Origin of the sequence: Pseudomonas ceruminis, assembly GCF_021602025.1 — a bacterium.
In the GTDB taxonomy this organism is placed as follows: Bacteria; Pseudomonadota; Gammaproteobacteria; order Pseudomonadales; family Pseudomonadaceae; genus Aquipseudomonas; species Aquipseudomonas ceruminis.
The window spans coordinates 65,591-84,713 of sequence record NZ_BQHW01000027.1 but is presented as its reverse complement, the minus strand read 5'-3'; the positions used below and the strand labels follow the sequence as shown (position 1 = coordinate 84,713).

The window sequence follows — 19,123 nt, the reverse complement described above, 5'->3', positions numbered from 1 at the left end:
CCACTGGCCCTTCCCCCCGCCAATGGCCTAGACTGCATGAATTGCCGTATTCGCGTGTTTGCTCAAGGCCCCTGCATGTCCGATCCCCGCTATCAAATCGACGTCAGCGTCGTGACCCGCTACCTCAAAGAACAATCCGACCCCGAAAGCAGTCGTTTTGCCTTCGCTTACACCATCACCGTACAGAACAACGGCTCGGTAAAAGCCAAGCTGATGTCTCGCCACTGGCTGATTACCAACGGTGATGGCGAAGTGGAGGAAGTGCGCGGCGCCGGTGTGATCGGGCAGCAACCGACCATCGAACCCGGCCAGAGCCACACCTACAGCAGCGGCGCCGTCATCAGCACCCGCGTTGGCACCATGCAGGGCAGTTATCAGATGTTCGCCGAAGACGGTAAACGCTTCGACGCCGAAATCGCGCCCTTCCGCCTGGCCGTGCCGGGGGCCCTGCACTGATGGCCACCTATGCCGTCGGGGACCTGCAAGGCTGTCTGCAACCCCTCAAATGCCTGCTCGAACGCGTCAAGTTCGACCCCGCCGTGGACCGCCTGTGGCTGGTCGGCGACCTGGTGAACCGCGGTCCCGAGTCGCTGGAAACCCTTCGTTTTCTTTACTCGATCCGCCAGTCACTGGTCTGCGTGCTGGGCAATCATGACCTACACCTGCTGGCCGCGTGGCACAACGTCGAACGCCTGAAGAAAAGCGACACGCTGCGCGAGATACTCGAAGCGCCAGATGCCGATCAACTGATGGATTGGCTGCGCCAACAGAAGCTGCTGCACTATGACGAGCCACGGGGCATCGCCCTGGTCCATGCCGGCATTCCGCCGCAGTGGACGCTAGGCAAGGCGTTGGAGCTGGCCGGTGAAGTCGAAGCAGTGCTGCGCGATGACGGGCGGCTGAAGCTCTACTTGGATGGCATGTACGGCAACGAACCGACCAAGTGGAGTAAGAACCTCAGTGGTATCGAGCGCCTGCGGGTGATCACCAATTACCTGACCCGCATGCGCTTCTGCACCGCCGAGGGCAAGCTCGACCTCAAGAGCAAGGAAGGCCTGGGCACCGCACCGAAGGGCTACAAGCCCTGGTACGCGCACAAGGATCGCCGCTCACGCCATGTGCAAATCATCTTCGGCCATTGGGCCGCCCTCGAAGGACGCGTCGACGAGCCGGGCATCATCGCCTTGGACACCGGCTGCGTATGGGGTGGCACCATGACCCTCTACAACGTCGACAGCGGTGACTATCACCGTTGCGACTGCGCCGACGACGGCACCGTCCGCCCACCGGCGCAACCCGCTAAACTCAACGATCACCCCTGAAGGAAGCCGTCCCCATGAGCGAATTCAAGCGCATCCCTCCCGAGCAGGCGTTGGCTCTGCGCGCGCAAGGTGCGGTCGTCGTCGACATTCGCGACCCGCAAGCCTTTGCCGCCGGCCACATCACCGGCGCCAAGCACCTGGACAACCATAGCGTTGCCGATTTCATCCGCAACGCCGACCTCGATGCCCCCACGTTGGTGGTCTGCTACCACGGCAACTCCAGCCAGAGCGCGGCCGCCTACCTGGTAGGCCAGGGCTTTTCCGAGGTGTACAGCGTCGACGGCGGCTTTGAGCTGTGGCGTGCCACCTACCCGGCCGAGACAGCCCAAGGCGCCGCTGAATAATTTTTTCATTTTTACTGCAGCCCGCGCCCCACGCGGGCTTGCGCCTCACCTGACGAACGGTCGCCAGCAACTTCTCCGCCGCTTGCCCTTGACCTTGCGGATAACCAACTATTCTTAAGCGCAGGCCATCCAAAAAAAGGGGAGAGCCGGTACACCGGCGTGCGGGTCATCGGTAGCGTTACAGGGTGTTCTGGGGGGTATACAGCAATCGGCGAACCCGGTTGCATGCCAGCATCAGCTGACTGATCCGGCGTCGTCTCCACGTATCGAGCGAGGTGACGTCATGAGTATTTTTAGCCACTTCCAACAACGCTTCGAGTCTACGCGCCAGGAAGAACTCTCGCTGCAGGAGTACCTCGAGCTGTGCAAAGAGGATCGCAGTGCCTACGCCTCGGCGGCTGAAAGGCTGTTGCTGGCCATCGGTGAGCCGGAACTGATCGACACCTCAAGCAACTCCAGACTGTCGCGGATCTTCTCCAACAAGGTGATCCGTCGGTATCCGGCCTTTGCCGACTTCCATGGCATGGAAGAGTGCATCGACCAGATCGTGTCCTACTTCCGCCATGCCGCCCAAGGCCTGGAAGAGAAGAAACAGATCCTCTACCTGCTGGGCCCGGTAGGTGGCGGTAAATCGTCGCTGGCCGAGAAACTCAAGCAACTGATGGAGAAGGTGCCCTTCTACGCGATCAAGGACTCGCCCGTCTTCGAATCGCCACTGGGCCTGTTCAACGCCACCGAAGATGGCGCCATTCTCGAGGAAGAGTACGGGATCTCCCGACGCTACCTGAACACCATCATGTCGCCATGGGCCACCAAGCGCCTGCAGGAATATGGCGGCGATATCAGCAAATTCAGGGTGGTCAAGCTGTACCCATCGATCCTTAATCAGATCGCCATCGCCAAGACCGAACCAGGCGATGAGAACAACCAGGACATCTCGGCCCTGGTGGGTAAAGTGGATATCCGCAAACTCGAGGAATTCCCGCAGAACGACGCAGACGCCTACAGCTACTCCGGCGCACTGTGCCGGGCCAACCAAGGCCTGATGGAATTCGTCGAAATGTTCAAGGCGCCAATCAAGGTGCTGCACCCATTACTCACCGCCACACAGGAAGGTAACTACAACAGTACCGAAGGGCTGGGCGCCATCCCCTACTCCGGCATCCTGCTGGCCCACTCCAACGAATCGGAGTGGCACACCTTCCGCAACAACAAGAACAACGAGGCATTCATCGACCGGATCTACATCGTCAAAGTACCGTACTGCCTGCGCGTCAGCGACGAGATCAAGATCTACGACAAACTGCTGGTCAACAGTTCGCTGGCCAAGGCCCATTGCGCGCCGGACACGCTCAAGATGCTTGCCCAGTTCACCGTGCTTTCGCGCCTCAAGGAGCCGGAAAACTCCAACATCTACTCCAAGATGCGTGTCTACGACGGGGAAAACCTCAAGGACACCGACCCCAAGGCCAAGTCGATCCAGGAATACCGCGACGCGGCGGGGGTGGACGAGGGCATGAACGGCCTGTCGACCCGCTTCGCCTTCAAGATTCTTTCCAAGGTATTCAACTTCGACCCGCATGAGGTCGCGGCCAACCCGGTGCACCTGCTCTATGTGCTGGAACAGCAGATCGAACAGGAACAGTTCCCAGCCGAAGTGCGTGAACGGTACCTGCGCTACCTCAAGGAATACCTGGCGCCGCGCTATATCGAGTTCATCGGCAAGGAAATCCAGACCGCTTACCTCGAATCGTACAGCGAGTACGGCCAGAATATTTTCGACCGCTATGTGCTGTACGCCGATTTCTGGATCCAGGACCAGGAATACCGCGACCCGGAAACCGGCGAGATCCTCAACCGCATCGCCCTCAACGAAGAGCTGGAGAAGATCGAGAAACCAGCTGGCATCAGCAATCCGAAGGATTTCCGCAACGAGATCGTCAACTTCGTATTGCGAGCCCGTGCCAACAACAATGGCAAGAACCCGAGCTGGCTCAGCTACGAGAAGCTGCGGGTGGTGATCGAGAAGAAAATGTTCTCCAACACCGAAGACCTGCTGCCGGTCATCAGCTTCAATGCCAAGGCCAGCAAGGAGGACCAACAGAAACACAACGACTTCGTCACGCGGATGGTGGAGCGTGGCTATACCGACAAACAGGTGCGCCTGCTGTCGGAATGGTACCTGCGGGTCAGGAAATCGCAATAAAGCGGCGAGCTACAAGCCGCACGCTGCAAGCCGAACGGGGTTGGCGCCCGCGCCCTCACCACGGCTTGCAGCGGCGGTGGCTGCGTTTTCTTGCAGCTTGAAGCTTGTGGCTTGCAGCGCGTTGTTTGCAGCTGCATCCAGTCACCGGAGGGCCCATGAGCTACGTTATCGACCGACGCCTGAACGGCAAGAACAAGAGCACGGTCAACCGCCAGCGCTTTTTGCGGCGGTACCGTGAACACATCAAGAAAGCCGTCGAAGAGGCCGTGAGCCGCCGCTCCATCATGGACATGGAGCATGGCGAGCAGATCAGCATTCCGGGACGGGACATCGATGAACCGGTGCTGCACCATGGCCGAGGCGGCAAGCAGACCATCGTGCACCCAGGCAACAAAGAGTTCACCGCCGGCGAACATATCCCCAGGCCTCAAGGCGGCGGGGGTGGCGGTGGCCGTGGCAAGGCCGGCAACTCCGGCGAGGGCATGGATGACTTTGTCTTCCAGATCACCCAGGAAGAATTCCTCGAATTCATGTTCGAAGACCTCGAACTGCCCAACCTGGTCAAACGCCACCTGACCGGTGCCGATACCTTCAAGACGGTGCGCGCCGGCATCGCCAACGAAGGCAACCCCTCACGTATCAACATCGTCCGCACCCTGCGCTCGGCCCACGCCCGGCGCATCGCCCTGACCGGCAGCAGCCGTGCGCTGCTGCGCGAAGCACAGAAGGAACTGGCCCGGCTGAAAGTCGAAGAACCAGACAACTTTACCGACATCCAGGAAGTGGAGCAGGAAATCGAACGCCTGAAGGCGCGAATCAATCGCCTGCCGTTCCTCGACACCTTCGACCTCAAGTACAACCTGCTGGTCAAGCAGCCCAACCCCAGCTCCAAGGCGGTGATGTTCTGCCTGATGGACGTGTCTGGCTCGATGACCCAGGCTACCAAGGACATCGCCAAACGCTTTTTCATCCTGCTGTACCTGTTCCTCAAACGGAACTATGACCGCATCGAAGTGGTGTTCATCCGCCACCACACCAGTGCTCGCGAAGTCGATGAGGAAGAGTTCTTCTACTCACGGGAAACCGGCGGCACGATCGTTTCCAGCGCGTTGAAGATGATGCAGGAGATCATGGCCGAACGTTACCCGGCCAGTGACTGGAACATCTACGCCGCCCAGGCCTCCGACGGCGACAACTGGAACGACGACTCGCCAATCTGCCGCGAGATCCTCTCCAAGCAGATCATGCCCCACGTGCAGTACTACACTTACGTCGAGATCACCCCGCGTGAACACCAGGCGTTGTGGTATGAGTATGAGCGTATTGGCGAGGCCTTCCCCGACACATTCGCCCAGCAGCAGTTGGTATCGGCCGGCGACATCTACCCGGTCTTCCGTGAACTCTTCCAGCGCAGGTTAGCCACATGACCGCCAGAGCACAGAGACGCCAACCCATTTCCACCGGGTCTGAGTGGACGTTCGAGCTGATCCAGACCTACGACCGGGAAATAAGCCGCCTGGCCGAACGGTACGCCCTGGACACTTACCCCAACCAGATCGAGGTGATCACCGCCGAGCAGATGATGGACGCATACGCCTCCGTCGGCATGCCGCTGGGCTACCACCACTGGTCCTACGGCAAGCAGTTCCTCAGTACCGAGAAGTCCTACAGCCGCGGCCAGATGGGCCTGGCCTACGAGATCGTGATCAACTCCGATCCGTGCATCGCCTACCTGATGGAAGAAAACACCATGTGCATGCAGGCACTGGTGATTGCCCACGCCTGCTACGGCCACAACAGCTTCTTCAAGGGCAACTACCTGTTCCGCACCTGGACCGATGCCAGCTCGATCATCGATTACCTGGTATTCGCCAAGCAGTACATCGCCCAGTGCGAAGAGCGCCATGGCATCGATGCCGTCGAAGACTTGATCGACTCCTGCCATGCCTTGATGAACTACGGCGTCGATCGCTACAAGCGCCCCTACCCGATCTCTGCCGAGGAAGAACGGCGCCGGCAGAAGGAGCGCGAGGAGCACCTGCAACGCCAGATCAACGACCTGTGGCGCACCATACCTAAAGGCGCGGATAAAGGCGGCGAGCGCGATGATGCGCGCTTCCCTGCCGAACCCCAGGAAAATATCCTGTATTTCATCGAAAAACACGCCCCACTGCTCGAACCCTGGCAGCGTGAGGTGGTGCGTATCGTGCGCAAGATTGCGCAGTACTTCTATCCACAGCGCCAGACGCAAGTGATGAACGAAGGGTGGGCGACCTTCTGGCACTACACCCTGATGAACGACCTGTATGACGAAGGCTTGGTCACCGACGGCTTCATCATGGAGTTTCTCCAGTCGCACACCAGCGTAGTGTTCCAACCGGGCTTCGACAGCCCGTACTACAACGGCATCAACCCGTATGCCCTGGGTTTTGCCATGTACACCGACATTCGCCGCATGTGCGAACACCCCACCGAAGAAGATCGACGCTGGTTCCCCGACATTGCCGGCAGTGACTGGCTATCGACCGTCAAGTTCGCCATGAGCAGCTTCAAGGACGAAAGCTTCATCTTGCAGTACCTGTCGCCCAAAGTAATCCGCGACCTGAAGCTGTTCAGCATTCTCGACGACGACCAGCGGGACGACCTGTTGGTGCCGGCCATCCATGACGAAGCCGGCTACCGAGCCATCCGCGAGCAATTGGCTGCCCAGTACAACCTCGGCAACCGCGAGCCCAACGTGCAGATCTGGAGCATCGACCGCCGTGGCGATCGTTCCCTGACCTTGCGCCACCAGCAGCACAACCGCAAACCGCTGGGTGATTCCACCGAAGAAGTGCTCAAGCACTTGCACCGGCTATGGGGCTTCGACATCCACCTGGAGACGGTTCAAGGCGATCAGGTGGTCAAGACCCACCATATGCCACCGCGCGGCGAGCACGGCGAGAGCGGCGACTATGGACGCATGGACCTGGCCGTCATCCATCACCTCTAAGCGCATGTGCACTACCCTTGCCGCCGACAGGGTATCCTGTCGGCAGTAATGGAGGCTGTACATGCACATCTACAAAGTCGGCGGCGCAGTCCGCGACCGTCTGCTCGGGCGCCCGGTCAGTGATACCGATTGGCTCGTGGTGGGCGCCACCGTCGAGGAAATGCTTGCCAAGGGGTTTCGCCCGGTAGGTGCCGATTTCCCGGTTTTTCTGCATCCCAAGACGGGTGAGGAATACGCCCTGGCGCGTACCGAACGCAAAAGCGGTCGCGGCTACGGCGGTTTTACCTTCCATGCCAGCCCGTGCGTGACACTCGAAGAAGACCTGACCCGTCGCGACCTCACCATCAATGCCATGGCTGAGGACGATCAGGGCAATATTCTGGACCCCTATGGCGGTCGAACGGACCTCGAACAACGCGTTCTTCGCCATGTTTCCCCGGCATTCGCCGAAGATCCCTTGCGTGTTCTGCGTGTCGCCCGCTTTGCCGCGCGCTATGCCCCGCTGGGCTTCCAGGTCGCCGATGCAACGCTGGAGCTGATGCGTCAGATCAGCGCTTCGGGCGAACTGCTGGCATTGACCGCCGAACGCAGCTGGAAAGAGATTGAACGGGCGTTGATGGAGGACGAGCCACAGGTGTTCATCGAGGTGCTGCGCGATTGCGGCGCCTTGAAGGCGCTGATGCCTGAACTCGAGACCCCAGCGGCATCGCTGACGGCACTCACGCAGGCCGCCAAGCATCACCTTGCCCTGCCTGTACGCTGGGCGTGCCTGCTGCACGGGCTGGATCTTGCCTCGCTCAAGGCACTCAACCAGCGTTTCAAGGCACCACGGGAGTGCCAGGAATTGGCGATGCTGGTGGGTGAATTCGCTGCGCAGGGGCACAGCGCGTTCGAGCTTGAGCCTGAAGCGTTGCTGGCGCTACTGCAGCGGTTCGACGTGTACAGGCGACCCCAGCGGTTCGAGGATTTTATTACCGCGTGTGAGATGCAAGCGTTGGGAGAGCGACGACCCGATTATCCACAGGCGCAATACCTGCGCGCTGCGGCAGCAGCGGCCAGGGCAGTGGACGTCAAGCCGTTGGTGCAGGCAGGGCTGAAGGGGCAGGCGCTGGGCGAAGCGCTCAAAGCAGAGCGGCTGAAAGCTCTGGAAGCTTACAAGGCCTCTGCATAAACCCGACTTCTAGGGTGCTCACACAGGCCTTTCACGGGCAAGCCGCGAAAGGCCTGGCAAGACGTCGGTCAAGACGGGGTCAGTTGCAGCCCCCGCCACTCAAACGCCACTGGCGCCAAGACCTGCTCGATACGCGCTTCTTGCCACAATTGCGCCATGGGCTTGCCCACCCCTGGGTGCACCAGTTCAGGGGCCAGCAACGACAATGGCCATAGCACGAACGCGTTTTTCAAAATTTCGGCCCTGGGCAACACCAGCCCATCGAACGTACCGTGCAGATCGTCATACATCAGCACATCGATATCCAGCGGCAAGCCCTTGCGGTCAGGCGCATAGCGACCATTGTCAGCTTCGATGAACTTGAGCCGGCGGTCGAGCTCCATCAAGGGCAACGGGGTCTTGCCCGTCACCACAAAATTGATGAACGGCCCGCTCTTGATCCCCACCGCCTGGCTCTCGAACACTGGCGAACAGCGCATGTCGGTAAGGAGGCCCGCCAGTGCATCGAGCCCGGCGCACAGATGCGCATGGCGATCGATGTTGCTGCCAAGGCCCAGGTAAACCGTGCTCAAAGACATCCGCGCTCGATCTCCACGCCAACACCGCCACGGGCCGCGGGAACGGCGCCCGGCTTGGTGAGTTTCAGGCGCACCCAGGGAATGTGGAACTCTTCCATCAGGGCCGCGACCAGACGCTCGGCAAAGGTCTCCACCAGTTCGAAGCGCGCCTGCTCGGCAAAGGCCTGGACGCGTGCCGAAACGCTGGCGTAGTCCAGCGCCAGGGTCAGGTCATCGCCGGCCGCCGCCGGGCGATTGTCCCAGGCGAAACTCAGGTCCAGGCGCAGGCACTGACGAATATCCCGTTCCCAGTCGTAGGCACCGATAACGGTATCGACTTCCAGGCCTTCGATGAACACTCTGTCCAAGCACTTCTCTCCACAGCACGACAAGGGCGACGGGCGCCGTTAGAATCAGGGCGTCCTCGCCCGGAATAGTTAGCATGTTTTGGTTACTGGCGTTGCTCGCCTACCTGCTCGGCTCGCTGTCCTTCGCCATCGTCCTCAGCCGCCTCTCGGGCAGCCCGGACCCGCGTTCCAGCGGTTCGGGCAATGCTGGCGCCACCAACATGCTACGCCTGGCGGGCCGTAAAATGGCGATCCTGACCCTGCTTGGCGACCTGTGCAAGGGCTTGTTGCCGGTGTTGCTCGCGCGCCTGGCCGGGCTAGACCTGCAGGAGCAGGCCTGGGTCGGCGTCTGCGCGGTGCTTGGCCACCTGTTTCCTGTGTATTTCCGCTTCCAGGGTGGCAAGGGCGTGGCCACCGCCGCCGGCATGCTCATGGCCCTGTACTTCCCTGCTGCGCTGCTGGCCATCGGTGCCTGGCTGCTGACGTTCTACCTCACCCGCACCAGTTCGCTGGCAGCGCTGGTGGCCACTCCGCTGACCCTGCCACTGCTGGCCTGGCGCGAACCTGAGGCGCTGCTGCCGATCAGCGTGCTCACCGTGATGATCGTCTGGCGGCACCGCAACAATCTGCGCGACCTGTTCGCCGGGCGCGAGCGCCACTTCTGACGCCCGCGCGGCCTTCATACCGGCGGCAACTGTTCCATTGGCCAGCGCGCCTGCACGCTGATCGCCAGGTCCTGTTGCTGCCCGGCCAGCAGCCGCTGGCAGCCGGCATAGGCGATCATTGCGCCATTGTCGGTGCAGAACTTGGGGCGGGCGTAATACACATTGCCTTTGATACCGGCCAGCATGTCCTCCAGGGACGCACGCAACGCCTTGTTGGCGCTTACCCCGCCGGCAATCACCAGGCGCTTGAGGCCCGTTTGCTTCAGCGCGCGCTTGCACTTGATGGTGAGCGTCTCCACCACCGCCGTCTGGAAGGCCAGGGAGACGTCGCAACGGGTTTGTTCGTTGTCGTCACCCGCATTGCGGCACTGCTGCCAGGTGTTCAGGGCAAAGGTCTTCAGGCCACTGAAGCTGAATTCCAGGCCCGGGCGGTCGGTCATCGGCCGCGGGAAAACGAAGCGTCCAGGTACACCCTGTTCGGCGAGGCGGGCAATTTCAGGCCCACCGGGGTAGTTGAGGCCGATCAGCTTGGCGGTCTTGTCGAACGCCTCGCCGGCGGCATCGTCCAGGCTTTCGCCCAACAGCTCGTAGCGGCCGATGCCATCGACGCGCACCAGCTGGGTGTGACCGCCAGAGACCAACAAAGCGACGAACGGGAATGCTGGCGGGTTTTCCTCCAGCATCGGCGCAAGCAGATGGCCTTCCATGTGGTGCACGCCAATCGCCGGAATATCCCAGGCGAACGCCAGGGCCTGGGCGCAGGAGGCGCCGACCAGCAATGCGCCGACCAGGCCAGGCCCGGCGGTGTAGGCGATGGCATCGATCTCGGTGGCCACGCAGCCGGCCTCGTCCAGCACCTGGCGAATGAGCGGCAGCATGCGCTTGACGTGGTCACGCGAGGCAAGCTCGGGCACCACCCCGCCAAAGACACGGTGCAGGTCGATCTGGCTGAACAGCGCATCGGCCAACAAACCGCGTTCGCTGTCGTATAATGCGACGCCGGTTTCGTCGCAGGATGTTTCCAATCCCAGTACTAGCATGGGCTCGTCCCTTGTGGGGGCTGAATTCGAAGCCGCGCATGATAGTCCCCGTGCCGGGTGCCGACCAGCGGTTTTCGATCAGAGGCTTTGCATTCCGGCGTGCTAAGGGTTAACATCCGCAACCCTTGAAAACCGACGTTCTCCAGCACACCTTTGTTTTGCCAGGAGCACGTCTACCCCGGTAATGAATTAAGGTAGCCCTGGATGCCAGCCGTCAAAGTTAAAGAGAACGAACCCTTCGACGTAGCTCTGCGTCGTTTCAAGCGCTCCTGCGAAAAAGCCGGTGTACTGGCTGAAGTTCGTAGCCGCGAGTTTTACGAGAAGCCGACCGCAGAGCGTAAGCGCAAAGCAGCTGCTGCTGTTAAGCGTCACGCCAAGAAAGTTCAGCGCGAACAGCGCCGCGCCGTTCGTCTGTACTAATACAGGCGTTCTACGCAAAGCTTCTGCCCTGCCCGGCTCACCGCCGGGCCGATGGCAGCGGTTTGTTTCAACCTTGAGCAGCTAGCCCAAGGCGCTTGTCGCAACTTGCGGTGGGCAAACAGCGTCACGCGTCAGAGCTGGTTTCGACCAGTCGTGCACGTCCTCACTGACGAGCCCCCGGTTTAGCTGGTGGCTGCCGACGAGCACACACCTCCTCGCACTTCCCGTAGCAGCACTCGCCCCAACCGGCGCGCTAGCGATTAGACTTGCCAGTTGCCAGATAACGAGACTGCCATGGCCGGGCTGATTCCCCAAAGCTTCATTGACGACCTGATCAACCGCCTCGACATCGTCGATGTGGTGAGTTCACGCGTCCAGCTGAAAAAAGCCGGCAAGAACTACTCCGCCTGCTGCCCGTTTCACAAGGAAAAAACCCCTTCCTTCACGGTCAGCCCCGACAAGCAGTTCTATTACTGCTTCGGCTGTGGTGCCGGCGGCAACGCCCTCGGCTTCGTCATGGACCACGACAACCTGGACTTTCCCCAGGCTGTCGAGGAACTGGCCCGCGCCGCTGGCATGGAGGTACCCCGCGAAGAGGGCCGCCGCGGGCAAAAACCCCGCCAGCCCACCGACTCGCCGCTCTATCCGCTGCTCGACGCCGCCGCAGAGTTCTACCGCCAGGCGTTGCGCAGCCACCCGACCCGCAAGGCAGCGGTGGACTACCTCAAGGGCCGTGGCCTGTCGGGGGAAATCGCTCGCGACTTCGGCCTGGGGTTCGCGCCACCGGGTTGGGACAACCTGCTCAAACACCTGGGTGCCGATACCCTGCAACAAAAGGTGATGATCGACGCCGGCCTGCTGATCGAGAACGCCGAGAGTGGCAAGCGCTACGACCGCTTCCGCGACAGGGTGATGTTCCCGATCCGCGACAGCCGCGGGCGCATCATCGCCTTTGGCGGCCGCGTGCTGGGCGACGACAAGCCCAAGTACCTCAACTCCCCTGAGACCCCGGTGTTCCACAAGGGCCAGGAGCTCTATGGGCTGTATGAGGCACGCAAGCACAACCGCAACCTCGACGAGATCATCGTCGTCGAGGGCTACATGGACGTCATCGCCCTGGCCCAGCAGGGCCTGCGCAATGCGGTGGCCACACTTGGCACCGCCACCAGCGAAGAGCACCTCAAGCGCCTGTTCCGCGTGGTGCCAAGCGTGCTGTTCTGTTTCGACGGCGACCAGGCCGGGCGCAAGGCGGCCTGGCGCGCCCTGGAGTCGACCCTGTCGGCACTGCAGGACGGGCGTCGTGCGCGCTTCCTGTTCCTGCCCGAAGGCGAGGACCCGGACAGCCTGGTGCGGGCCGAAGGCACCGATGCCTTCATGGCCCGCATCAACCAGCACGCCCAGCCGCTGGCCGACTATTTCTTCGAGCAATTGAGCGCCGAAGCCGATCCGCGATCCCTGGAAGGCAAGGCGCACATGGCGACCCTGGCTGCACCGTTGATCGAAAAGATCCCCGGCGCCAACCTGCGCCAATTGATGCGCAATCGCCTGAAGGAAATCACCGGCCTGGACCCGCAACAGGTCGAACAGTTGGCCCAGCACGCGCCGGCCGCCAGCAGCGTGCCGGACTACGACCCTGGTTTCGACTACGATGCCATGGCCAGCTACACCCCGGACTACGGCGACATGCCGCAGCACGACTACGCACCGCAGCAGCAAGAACAGCCGTGGAAGCCGAACAAGGGTGGCAGCAAGAAGCCGTGGAGCGACAAGCCCTGGGACAAGAACCGCAAGGGTGGCAAGCCGTGGCAGCAACGCGACGAGGCACCGCCGCGCACGCCGGCACCGGTGGAACCGCCTACCCTGGCAGCCCTGCGCACCCTGCTGCACCACCCCTTGCTGGCCGGCAAGGTGGAAGACGCCAGCCACTTCGCCGACGAAGAACACCTCTACAGCCAGTTGCTGGTGGCCTTGATCGAAGCCGCGCAGAAAAATCCTGGGCTAAGCTCAATGCAGTTGATTGCACGCTGGCACGGTACCGAACAGGGCCGCCTGCTGCGGGCCCTGGCGGAAAAGGAATGGCTGATCGTGGCCGACAACCTTGAACAACAGTTTTTCGACACTATAACTAGCTTGTCCGCCCGCCAACGCGAGCGCAGCCTGGAACATCTGCTCAGGAAAGCACGTCAAAGCGAGTTGAGCAGCGAGGAAAAATCTCAGCTTCTCGCCCTGCTGAGCCGGAATGTTCCCGCACAAACGCCGACCTCATCTGGCGCGTGAGGCCCATGCTCGGGTATAATCCTCGGCTTGTTTTTTGCCCGCCAAGACCTTCAGTGGATAGGGTGTTATGTCCGGAAAAGCGCAACAGCAGTCTCGTATCAAAGAGTTGATCACCCGCGGTCGTGAGCAGGGCTACCTGACTTACGCGGAGGTCAACGACCACCTGCCTGAGGATATTTCAGATCCGGAACAGGTGGAAGACATCATCCGCATGATCAACGACATGGGGATCAACGTATTCGAGAGTGCTCCGGATGCGGATGCCCTTCTGTTGGCGGAAGCCGACACCGACGAAGCCGCGGCCGAAGAAGCCGCTGCAGCGTTGGCGGCAGTTGAAACCGATATCGGCCGCACGACCGACCCGGTGCGCATGTACATGCGCGAAATGGGTACTGTCGAGCTGCTGACCCGCGAAGGCGAAATCGAAATCGCCAAGCGTATCGAGGAAGGCATTCGTGAAGTGATGGGCGCTATTGCCCACTTCCCGGGCACTGTCGACTACATCCTCGGCGAATACGACCGTGTCACCACCGAAGGTGGCCGTCTGTCGGATGTTCTCAGCGGTTACATCGACCCTGACGACAACATCGCCGCCCCGACCGAAGAAGTGCCGATTCCTGGCGCCAAGGCCGCGGCGACGAAAGAAGAGTCCGACGACGAAGAGGAAAGCGAAGAAAGCAGCGATGACGAGGAAGAGGCCGAAAGTGGCCCGGACCCAGTCGTTGCAGCCCAGCGTTTCGGTGCGGTTTCGGACCAGCTCGCCATCACCCTCAAGGTGCTGAAAAAGCATGGCCGCAACCATGCCGAGAGCATCGGTGCGATGCAGGCCCTGGCTGATCTGTTCATGCCGATCAAGCTGGTGCCCAAGCAGTTCGACGTCCTGGTAGAACGTGTACGTGATGCCCTGAGCCGCCTGCGTCAGCAAGAGCGCGCGATCATGCAACTGTGCGTACGTGATGCACGTATGCCGCGTGCCGACTTCCTGCGCCTGTTCCCGAGCAACGAAACCGACCAGACCTGGAGCGGTGACCTGGCCAAGCGCAACACCAAGTGGGCCGCGGCCCTGGGTGAAAAGGACGCTGCCATCGTCGCCTGCCAGCAGAAGCTGATCGACCTCGAGACCGAGACTGGCCTGACCGTCGCCGAGATCAAGGAAATCAACCGTCGCATGTCCATCGGTGAGGCCAAGGCCCGCCGCGCCAAGAAAGAAATGGTCGAGGCGAACCTGCGTCTGGTGATCTCCATCGCCAAGAAGTACACCAACCGTGGCCTGCAGTTCCTCGACCTGATCCAGGAAGGCAACATCGGTTTGATGAAGGCGGTGGACAAGTTCGAATACCGTCGTGGCTACAAGTTCTCGACCTACGCCACTTGGTGGATCCGTCAGGCCATCACCCGTTCGATCGCCGACCAGGCGCGCACCATCCGTATTCCGGTGCACATGATCGAGACGATCAACAAGCTCAACCGTATTTCCCGCCAGATGCTGCAGGAAATGGGTCGCGAACCGACCCCGGAAGAGCTCGGCGAACGTATGGAGATGCCTGAGGACAAGATCCGCAAGGTGCTGAAGATCGCCAAAGAACCGATCTCCATGGAAACCCCGATCGGTGACGATGAAGATTCGCACCTGGGTGACTTCATCGAGGACTCGACCATGCAGTCCCCGATTGACGTGGCCACGGTCGAAAGCCTCAAGGAAGCGACCCGCGACGTGCTCTCGGGCCTGACCGCACGCGAAGCCAAAGTGCTGCGCATGCGTTTCGGCATCGACATGAACACCGACCACACCCTCGAAGAGGTAGGTAAGCAGTTCGACGTGACCCGCGAGCGGATCCGTCAGATCGAGGCGAAGGCGTTGCGCAAATTGCGCCACCCGACTCGCAGCGAACACCTGCGATCCTTCCTCGACGAGTGATGACAAACCCCGGCCCAGGCCGGGGTTTTTCTTATGTGACTAAAGGTCATGGCAAGTAGCTACACCGTGCCCTGAATGCCCGTCTACACTCGATTCAGATCACCTGAATGCGAGGCTGCTATGCCGCCGATGCCGGCCATTCTGTTGTTGCTCCTGATCCTTTGGAACACGACGGCCGGCGCCCTGACCCTGACAGACGAGGAAAAAACCTGGCTCACTGCCCACCCGCAGTTGAAGCTGGGCGTCGACGCCTCTTGGCCACCGTTCGAGTTTCGTGACCAGGAGGGCCGGTACCAGGGATTGGCCGCCGATTACATCGCCTTGCTCCAGCAACGGCTGGATGTGGTACTAAAACCGATCGAGCCCAGCAGCTGGACCGAGGTACTTCAACAGGCGCGCGAAAGCCGCATCGACCTGCTCCCCGGCATCATGTCGACGCCAGAACGTCAAGAATACCTGGCGTTCACCCGCCCTTACCTGGACTTCCCGATTGTCATCCTCGCCCATGATGGTGGCCCGCAGCCGCGCACCCTCAAGGACCTGTACGGCCTGAAAATCGCCGTTGTGGAAAACTACGCACCCCACGAGTTGCTGCGTACCCACCACCCTGACCTCAACCTGGTCGCCATGCCCAATGTCAGTTCCACCTTGCAGGCGCTGGCAACCGATGAAGTGGACGCCGTCGTCGGCGACCTCGCCTCGAGCATCTGGAGCCTGCGCCAGCTCAAGCTCGATGGCCTGTATGTCAGCGGTGAAACGCCCTATCGCTACCAGTTGGCAATGGCTGCGCCGCGTGACAAGAAGATCCTGGTCGGCATCCTCGACAAGGTCATGGCAGACATGTCCAGTGACGAGATCAGCCAGATTCAGCAGCGCTGGGTCGGCAATGTGGTAGATCAACGCTCGTTCTGGCACGACATGCTGATGTATGGCCTGCCCGCTGTGCTGCTGTTGGTCGCCATCCTGGCCGTGGTGATCCGCATCAACCGCCGGCTGAGCTCGGAAATTTCCAGGCGCATTGCCCTGGAACAGGAACTGCGCAGCAGTGAATACCACTACCGTGGCCTGATCGAAAGCCTGTCGGCAATTGCCTGGGAGGCCGACGCCAACGATTTCACCTACAGCTATGTTTCGCCCCACGCCGAGGACTTGCTCGGCTACCCCCTGCACGACTGGCTCAAACCGGGCTTCTGGCGCAGCATCCTGCACCCTGAGGACGCGCTATGGGCACAGGCCTACTGCGAAAGCGAAACGGCCGCCGGCCGCGACCACAGCCTGGACTACCGGGTGATCTGCGCTGATGGCCAGGCACTGTGGGTGCGCAACATCGTCAGCATGATCGAGCACGGCCACCGGCCGGTAATGCGGGGGCTGATGATCGACATCAGCGAAACCAAGCACACCGAAGACGCCCTGCGTCTGTCGGAGCAAAAGTTCGCCTCGGTGTTCCAGCAATGCCCCGATATCCTGCTGATCGCCCGCCACAGCGATGGCTGTCTGCTGGAGGTGAACGAAGCCTTCGAAGAGCAGATTGGCATGAGCCCCGGCCAGGTCATCGGCCGCACGGCAACCGAGCTGAACCTCTGGGGTGTGCAGGGCGCTGGCCCGCTGCTGCTCGAGCGCCTGCACCAAGGCGGTATCCGCAACCTGGAAATGAGCTTCCGGCGCAGCAACGGCCAACTGTTCACGGGCCTGACGTCGGCCGAAACCTTCGAGCTGGACGGCACTCTGGCCTTCGTCGTGGCAGTGCGCGACATCAGCCAGCTGAAGGAAACCCAGCAGCAACTGCAAACCTCTGAAGAGAAGTTCGCCAAAGCCTTCCATGCCTCGCCCGACGGCCTGCTGCTATCGCGCCAGAGTGATGGCCTGCTGATCGAAATCAACGAAGGTTTTTGCCGCCTGACCGGCTATGACCTCAACCCCTCCATCGACCAGACCTCGTTCGACCTGGGAATCTGGGTTGACCTCAACGAACGCAAGCGCCTGATCGACCAGCTCGCCCGCGATGGCTTCGTGCGCGACTTCAGTTGCCACATCCGCCGCAGCGATGGGCAGATTCGCCTGTGCGAACTGTCCACACGGCCGCTGCCCATCGGGGGGGTGGACTGCATGCTGACCATCGCCCGCGACATCACCGAACGCCACATGATGCAGGAGAAACTGCAGCTGGCTGCCACGGTGTTCGAGAACACTGCCGAAGGCGTGCTGATTACCGACATCGACCAGCGCATCAGCGCGGTCAACCGCGCCTTCAGTGAAATCACCGGTTACAGCGAGATCGAAGCCCTTGGCCAAACGCCCCGTCTGCTTGCCTCAGGCCAGCACGACAGCGCCTTCTATGCCGCCATGTGGCATCAGCTTACTGCCGAGGGCCATTGGCAAGGCGAAATCTACAACAAGCGCAAGAACGGGGAAATCTACCCTGGTTGGCTGACTATCAGCGCCGTACGCAACAATGAGCACGACATCACCCATTTTGTCGCCGTGTTCGCCGACATCTCCAGCCTCAAGCACGCCCAGGCCAAGCTTGATTACCAGGCCCATCACGATCCACTCACCGGCCTGCCCAACCGCGCCCTGTTCGAGAACCGCTTGCAAGCGGTGCTCACCTGCGCGCAGATTTCCAACCGCCAGGGCGCCGTGCTGTTCCTGGATCTGGACCGCTTCAAGCACATCAACGACAGCCTCGGCCACCCGGTGGGCGACTTGCTGCTCAAGGGCATCGCCCAACGCCTCAAGGAGCAGGTACGCGATGTCGACACCGTGGCACGCCTGGGCGGTGACGAGTTCATCATCCTGCTGCCCGGCCTGCACAAGCCCAGCGATGCCAGCGCCATCGCCAACAAGCTGCTGGCTTGCTTCGGTGCCCCGTTCCAGGCGGGCGAGCACGAGTTCTTTACCAGTGCCAGTATCGGCATCAGCCTTTATCCACAGGACGGTAGCGACGTTGCCACACTGATTCGCAACGCCGACGCGGCCATGTACCGTTCCAAGGCCAAAGGCCGTAACCGCGTCGAGACCTACACCCGCGATCTCACCGCCCAGGCCAGCGAACGCATCGCCCTGGAGCATGAATTGCGTCGCGCCATCGAGCGCAATGAAATGAGCCTGAGCTACCAGCCCAAGTTCAGCCTCAAGACCCAGACCCTGGTAGGCGCAGAGGCACTGATCCGCTGGAGCCACCCGACGTTCGGCGAGGTCCCGCCCGAGCACTTCATTCACCTGGCCGAGGAGAACGGCACCATCCTCCAGCTCGGCGATTGGGTACTGGAGCAAGCATGCAGGCAGATGCACCACTGGAAGATGGAGTACCAGGCCTTCGGCCCGCTGTCGATCAACCTTGCCGGCGCCCAACTGCGCCACCACGGCCTGGCAAAACGCATCGAACAGTTGCTCAGGACGTACCAGCTCAAGGCCGGCGACCTGCAGCTGGAGATCACCGAAAACTTCATCATGAGCCAGGCCGAAGAAGCGCTGGCCGTGCTGCACCAACTCAAGCAGCTGGGGGTGCAACTGGCGATTGACGACTTCGGCACCGGCTATTCGTCGCTCAGTTACCTCAAACGCCTGCCGCTGGACATCCTCAAGATCGACAAATCGTTCATCCGCGGGTTGCCCGACGACCCCCACGATGCGGCCATCGCCCGCGCAATCATTGCACTTGGGCGCAGCATGCAACTGACCATCATCGCCGAAGGGGTGGAGAACCAGGCACAGGAGCGCTTCCTGGCTGCCGAAGGGTGCGAGCAGATCCAAGGTTACATCGTCAGCCTGCCGCTTCCGCCTGACGAATTCGCGGCGACGTTTCTTCGCATAGCACTAACTGATCTTTCGGATGGCACGCTTTCAAAACCCTCGTTATAA

15 protein-coding genes are annotated in these 19,123 nt (G+C 61.2%); 12 read left to right on the top strand and 3 right to left on the bottom strand.

Features of this window, described 5'->3' with window-relative positions; genetic code table 11:
• Positions 1 to 75 precede the first annotated feature (75 nt).
• From apaG to L6D80_RS24850, 7 genes are all read left to right on the top strand, one after another.
• The gene (gene apaG, locus L6D80_RS24880; protein ID WP_054902954.1) at positions 76 to 456 is read left to right on the top strand and encodes a Co2+/Mg2+ efflux protein ApaG; all 381 of its coding nucleotides are present in this window, start codon (positions 76 to 78) and stop codon (positions 454 to 456) included.
• Positions 456 to 1,322, top strand: a complete 867-nt coding sequence (locus tag L6D80_RS24875) for a symmetrical bis(5'-nucleosyl)-tetraphosphatase (RefSeq protein ID WP_054902955.1) — start codon at positions 456 to 458, stop codon at positions 1,320 to 1,322. The genes apaG and L6D80_RS24875 overlap by 1 nt, the downstream gene beginning before the upstream one ends.
• Positions 1,323 to 1,336: 14 nt before the next feature.
• Positions 1,337 to 1,666 (top strand): thiosulfate sulfurtransferase GlpE, encoded by a 330-nt coding sequence (glpE, locus tag L6D80_RS24870; protein ID WP_054902956.1) that lies wholly within the window; start codon positions 1,337 to 1,339, stop codon positions 1,664 to 1,666.
• A 283-nt stretch (positions 1,667 to 1,949) separates the two neighbouring features.
• Complete coding sequence (locus L6D80_RS24865; RefSeq protein ID WP_008091191.1) at positions 1,950 to 3,872, top strand: PrkA family serine protein kinase; 1,923 nt, start codon at positions 1,950 to 1,952, stop codon at positions 3,870 to 3,872.
• Between the two features lie 155 nt (positions 3,873 to 4,027).
• Positions 4,028 to 5,299, top strand: coding sequence for a YeaH/YhbH family protein (locus L6D80_RS24860; RefSeq protein WP_054902957.1), 1,272 nt, complete (start codon positions 4,028 to 4,030; stop codon positions 5,297 to 5,299).
• Entirely contained in the window at positions 5,296 to 6,864 is a 1,569-nt protein-coding gene (locus L6D80_RS24855) for a SpoVR family protein (RefSeq protein ID WP_054902958.1), read from the top strand. The genes L6D80_RS24860 and L6D80_RS24855 overlap by 4 nt, the downstream gene beginning before the upstream one ends.
• Positions 6,865 to 6,925: 61 nt before the next feature.
• Positions 6,926 to 8,035: a tRNA nucleotidyltransferase/poly(A) polymerase-related protein gene (locus L6D80_RS24850; RefSeq protein ID WP_176516293.1), complete on the top strand. Its 1,110-nt coding sequence runs from the start codon at positions 6,926 to 6,928 to the stop codon at positions 8,033 to 8,035.
• A gap of 68 nt (positions 8,036 to 8,103) precedes the next feature.
• Here the strand turns inward: L6D80_RS24850 and folK are convergent, their stop codons facing one another.
• Together folK and folB are read right to left on the bottom strand one after the other, a co-directional pair.
• The gene (gene folK, locus L6D80_RS24845) at positions 8,104 to 8,613 is read right to left on the bottom strand and encodes a 2-amino-4-hydroxy-6-hydroxymethyldihydropteridine diphosphokinase (RefSeq protein ID WP_176516295.1); all 510 of its coding nucleotides are present in this window, start codon (positions 8,611 to 8,613) and stop codon (positions 8,104 to 8,106) included.
• Entirely contained in the window at positions 8,604 to 8,960 is a 357-nt protein-coding gene (gene folB, locus L6D80_RS24840) for a dihydroneopterin aldolase (protein WP_054902961.1), read from the bottom strand. The genes folK and folB overlap by 10 nt, the downstream gene beginning before the upstream one ends.
• A 74-nt stretch (positions 8,961 to 9,034) precedes the next feature.
• On the opposite strand from folB, the gene plsY reads away from it, so the two are divergent.
• The gene (gene plsY, locus L6D80_RS24835) at positions 9,035 to 9,604 is read left to right on the top strand and encodes a glycerol-3-phosphate 1-O-acyltransferase PlsY (protein ID WP_054902962.1); all 570 of its coding nucleotides are present in this window, start codon (positions 9,035 to 9,037) and stop codon (positions 9,602 to 9,604) included.
• A 14-nt stretch (positions 9,605 to 9,618) separates the two neighbouring features.
• On the opposite strand, the gene tsaD is transcribed toward plsY, so the two are convergent.
• On the bottom strand, positions 9,619 to 10,644 hold the full coding sequence (gene tsaD, locus L6D80_RS24830) for a tRNA (adenosine(37)-N6)-threonylcarbamoyltransferase complex transferase subunit TsaD (RefSeq protein ID WP_054902963.1): 1,026 nt from the start codon (positions 10,642 to 10,644) through the stop codon (positions 9,619 to 9,621).
• Between the two features lie 204 nt (positions 10,645 to 10,848).
• Here tsaD and rpsU point away from each other — a divergent pair, with 204 nt between their 5' ends.
• The 4 genes from rpsU to L6D80_RS24810 all read left to right on the top strand — a co-directional run bounded on the left by rpsU (position 10,849) and on the right by L6D80_RS24810 (position 19,123).
• Positions 10,849 to 11,064: a 30S ribosomal protein S21 gene (rpsU, locus tag L6D80_RS24825; protein WP_003255575.1), complete on the top strand. Its 216-nt coding sequence runs from the start codon at positions 10,849 to 10,851 to the stop codon at positions 11,062 to 11,064.
• A 294-nt stretch (positions 11,065 to 11,358) separates the two neighbouring features.
• Positions 11,359 to 13,341, top strand: coding sequence for a DNA primase (gene dnaG / locus L6D80_RS24820; protein WP_176516297.1), 1,983 nt, complete (start codon positions 11,359 to 11,361; stop codon positions 13,339 to 13,341).
• Positions 13,342 to 13,408: 67 nt separating this feature from the next.
• Entirely contained in the window at positions 13,409 to 15,259 is a 1,851-nt protein-coding gene (rpoD, locus tag L6D80_RS24815; RefSeq protein WP_054903742.1) for an RNA polymerase sigma factor RpoD, read from the top strand.
• 120 nt (positions 15,260 to 15,379) lie between these two features.
• Positions 15,380 to 19,123 carry an EAL domain-containing protein gene (locus L6D80_RS24810; protein WP_176516299.1) on the top strand — a complete coding sequence of 1,248 codons (3,744 nt, stop codon included), beginning with the start codon at positions 15,380 to 15,382 and terminating at the stop codon, positions 19,121 to 19,123.